This is a genomic window from Carnobacterium sp. (assembly GCF_032094055.1).
GTDB lineage: Bacteria > Bacillota > Bacilli > Lactobacillales > Carnobacteriaceae > Carnobacterium_A.
This window is the reverse complement of sequence record NZ_DAMDAK010000062.1, coordinates 11,338-15,108: the sequence shown is the minus strand read 5'-3', so window position 1 is coordinate 15,108 and position 3,771 is coordinate 11,338. Positions and strand designations below refer to the sequence as shown.

6 protein-coding genes and 1 pseudogene are annotated in these 3,771 nt (G+C 35.3%); all 7 read left to right on the top strand.

Features of this window, described 5'->3' with window-relative positions; translation table 11 throughout:
- Positions 1-999: competence type IV pilus ATPase ComGA (gene comGA / locus RT405_RS09655; protein WP_313469347.1), on the top strand; the 999-nt coding region annotated here is incomplete at its 5' end.
- 34 nt (positions 1,000-1,033) lie between these two features.
- A complete protein-coding gene (gene comGB, locus RT405_RS09650; RefSeq protein ID WP_396163649.1) occupies positions 1,034-2,020 on the top strand; it encodes a competence type IV pilus assembly protein ComGB in 987 nt (328 codons plus the stop codon).
- Positions 2,020-2,343, top strand: coding sequence for a competence type IV pilus major pilin ComGC (gene comGC, locus RT405_RS09645; RefSeq protein WP_192988038.1), 324 nt, complete (start codon positions 2,020-2,022; stop codon positions 2,341-2,343). Before comGB ends, comGC begins: the two co-directional genes overlap by 1 nt.
- Positions 2,340-2,777 carry a competence type IV pilus minor pilin ComGD gene (comGD, locus tag RT405_RS09640; RefSeq protein WP_313469341.1) on the top strand — a complete coding sequence of 146 codons (438 nt, stop codon included), beginning with the start codon at positions 2,340-2,342 and terminating at the stop codon, positions 2,775-2,777. The genes comGC and comGD overlap by 4 nt, the downstream gene beginning before the upstream one ends.
- Positions 2,755-3,102: a type II secretion system protein gene (locus RT405_RS09635; protein WP_313469339.1), complete on the top strand. Its 348-nt coding sequence runs from the start codon at positions 2,755-2,757 to the stop codon at positions 3,100-3,102. The genes comGD and RT405_RS09635 overlap by 23 nt, the downstream gene beginning before the upstream one ends.
- Complete coding sequence (comGF, locus tag RT405_RS09630; protein WP_313469338.1) at positions 2,999-3,556, top strand: competence type IV pilus minor pilin ComGF; 558 nt, start codon at positions 2,999-3,001, stop codon at positions 3,554-3,556. Before RT405_RS09635 ends, comGF begins: the two co-directional genes overlap by 104 nt.
- Positions 3,553-3,771: pseudogene (locus tag RT405_RS09625) on the top strand (hypothetical protein); the annotation flags it as partial. The gene comGF and the pseudogene RT405_RS09625, both read left to right, overlap by 4 nt.

Below are 3,771 nucleotides of genomic sequence, written 5' to 3'. Positions count from 1 at the left end.
ATTTTACCTGAATTAAATCGGTATGTACTATTTTTCAGAATCAGCGGGAAATTACTGCAGATGCTGTTACTGACACAAGAAGAAGGAAACCGTTTGATTTCTTACTTTAAATATCTTGGAAATATGGATGTTGGTGAAAGAAGAAAACCCCAAAGCGGTTCTGTTCAAATAGAGCTAAATAAAAAAAAGCAAGCTTTACGCTTTTCAACAATCACTAATTTTCGTGCTCAAGAATCTTTGGTGATTCGTTTATTAAACCAAAACAATATGGGAGCCTTAAAACAAACTGCTTTTTTTCAACAAGAAGTTGAGGAAATGACCGATTTGGTCCGTTTTAAAAGTGGGTTACTATTATTTTCAGGCCCAGTAGGTTCAGGAAAGACAACGACAATGTACCAGTTGATCCGTGATTGCCATTCTGAAAATAAACAACAAGTTATCACTGTCGAAGACCCCATAGAAATAGAAGAACCAGCTTTTTTACAAACACAAATCAATGAAAAAGCTGGGATTTCTTATGAGAGTCTGCTAAGGTCGAGTTTAAGACATCATCCAGATACATTGATTATTGGCGAAATTCGAGACGAAGAAACGGCAAAAATGGTGATGCGCGGAGCACTTACAGGTCATTTGATGATTGCCAGTATTCATGCAAAAAATGCTGTAGGCGTACTTTCCCGGCTGTTAGAACTTGGTGTAAGCATGGAGCAGCTTAAACAAACCCTTTTAGGAGTCATTTTTCAAAAATTAATTCCAAAAAGCTGTCCTTTTTGTGAAGGAGACTGTCAAATTAACTGTACTCATTTAGGCATCTATGAGAAACGAGCAGTTATTTACGAAGTACTAGCGAAAAAGCAGTTGCAGCATTGCCTATCTGTTGATTTTTCTTTTGAAGAATCATCGGAAAACACATCTAGATCATTCAACTGCTTATTGAGAAAGGCGTATGCTTATGGTTTCATTACTAAAACAAATTTTCAAAAATACCAAATCCCATAAAGTGCCGCTAATAGCTGTGCAAGCGTCATTTTTAATGAAATTAGCTTCATTAATTCAAGAAGGTTTCACTTTAAGGGAAGCCTTGCTTTTTTTAGCAACGATCATGCCGAAAGAAAACCAGTGGATTCAAATAATTTTGAAACAATTAGAAAATGGGGAACGGTTTGATGAAATTATCAAAAGCCTTGGTTTTTCTGAACGTGTATCTACCCAAGTTTATTTATCCCTGATTCATGGTCGGTTCGCAGAAGCACTCTATTCAAGTGGCCAGTATTTAGACGCTAAAAATAAACAAAAAAAGCAACTATTCAGGTTATTACAGTATCCATTGGTTCTGATGGTCTTTATGATAGGAATTTTAATTGCTATGCGTTTGGTTTTATTACCAAATTTCCAGCAACTTTATGATACATCTGCTCGCAACCTTTCATGGATCAATCGCTTTGCGATAGGATTCATCGAAGAATTTCCTACTATATTATTGATTTCCGGACTAGTTTGCTTACTCATTTTTATACTGATCTTCAGAGAATTAAAAAGATGGTCAGCTATTAAACAAGCTACTTTCTATATGAAAATTCCATTGGCTAGCAATCTATTGCGGTTGTACTATACTCACTTTTTTAGTTACGAATGGAGTCAATTGCTTAAAAGCGGGTATCAAATGAATGCAATAATTGAATTGATGCAAGCAAAAGAAACAACCTCTTTAATGCGGGAAGTAGCCCGTATAATGGAAGAAAAACTAAAATCAGGTTTTAATTTTAAAGAATCCATGAGTGAATTGCCGTTTTTCAACAAAGAACTGGGTTTGATTATTTTGCATGGAGAAGCGACCAGTCAATTAGCAAGCGAACTGGCTATTTATGCTGAAGATTGCCAGGAACGTATGGTACACCAATTGCAAAAAATGCTTGGTTGGATCCAGCCGTTTATTTTCCTTTTGGTAGCTTTCTTTATTTTATGTATTTACTTAGCTTTATTACTGCCCAGTTTTTCAATGATGGAGGGGATTGTGTAATGAGAAAACAAAAAAAGTTGAATGATAACGGTTTCACTTTAATTGAAATGGTTTTGGTGCTTTTTGTGATTTCAATTTTGATGTTATTGATCATACCAAATGTAGTACAGCAAAAACAAAAAGTAGATAACCAAGGTACGAAAGCACTTGTGACTGTTGTACAAACTCAAGTCGAATTATATGAGATGGAGCAAAATGAAAAAGCACCTAATTTTGAAGTATTGAAAGCTGCTGATTATCTAAGCGATGCCCAATTAAAACAGGCAAATGAAAAACTTGAAATAAGCAACGGAAAAGTCAGCGCTAAGTCGACTAGTCCATGAAGGGGTTAAATTGCCGGGGAACAGTATTCATTGAAATGCTTTTAGTCTTATTGATCACAGCTACGATGTTAAGTATTCCAACTGTATTTTCTCAAAAGGTAATTAAAGATACAGCAACACAATTATTTATTGAAGATTTACAAAGCAGCATAACAGCGGTGCAAAATCATGCGGTATTATCAGGAAACTGGTCTGTAATAGATGTTTCGGCAAAGAAAGGCATGATTTCTTTTAGGATGTTTCCTGAAGCAGAAAAAGAAGTGACATATCAGTTGCAGTTACCGGAAAATGTAACAACACCGTCAAACAAGCAATATATTTTTAATGGAGGCAGCGGAAATCTGCAAAGTTTTTCCACTTTGTATTTTGATATTGACGGAATACGGCATGGGTTAGTATTTCAGTTAGGAAGTGGTCGTTATCACTGGGATTGAACGGTTAAATCAAAAAGGATATGTTTTATTAGAAAGTTTAACGGCTTTTTTGATCATCACTCTTTGTATCAGCGTTTATCTGCCGGTAGTTACAGATTTGCTCATTATCATTAAAGAAGAAAAAAAGACAGTGGATATGGTGCGAATTGGATATGAACAATCACAAAAAATTGCGCTTGGTCAAGAAGTAGATACCTCTTGGCAAACAGGAGGCAACGTATATGAAATTATTGTGGAAAGCAGCCAAAAAAAGAAAATCTGCATCCGGGATAATCATCGCCAACGAACAGTCGAGCTGCTTTCATATAAAATCAATCTCCCTTAACAGTAAAGGGTTTGTTTTATTAGAAACGCTTATTGGTATGTCCGTTTTAATGTTGAGTGTTTCCTTGATCAGTTTTTCAATCGGTCAATTTCAAACGATTCGCGCTCAAACTTTTCAAGACCGCCAACTAGAATGGCAGCTATTTTTAAATCAATTTGAATATGAAATTAAAGGGCTGGTATTGAGTGATGTAACGGCTAGTAAAGTAAGATTTGAAGAAAAAAATGCAGCAGGAAAAGTTCAACGCATGATTATTTATCAAAAAGATTTGAAGAAACCGGTGTTTATCAAAACTACTGATGCCGGAGGTTACCAGCCGTTGTTGATGCAAGTCAGTAAATTTTCTTTTTCAAAAAAAGAGGATAGTTTAATTTTACAAGTGACGTTTTCCAATAAAGAAACGTATGCAGCACAAATAAACCTTGCTCAAACAATTGAGGTGCAAAAAAAGTGAACCAAAAAGGAGCAATTTTGCCTTCTGTAGTTATTTTTGTTTTTCTATTAGCAACTGTTACGATGGGGACAGCTCGGATTTATAAAAATCAAATGCAGCAAATGAAGGCAACGGAAAATTATTATGTGATCCAAACAATGCTAGAACTATCTAAAGCAGAATTAAGAGAACAGTTAACGATTGAGCCTGATCTGCAAGAAGCTTTTTTTACTTTC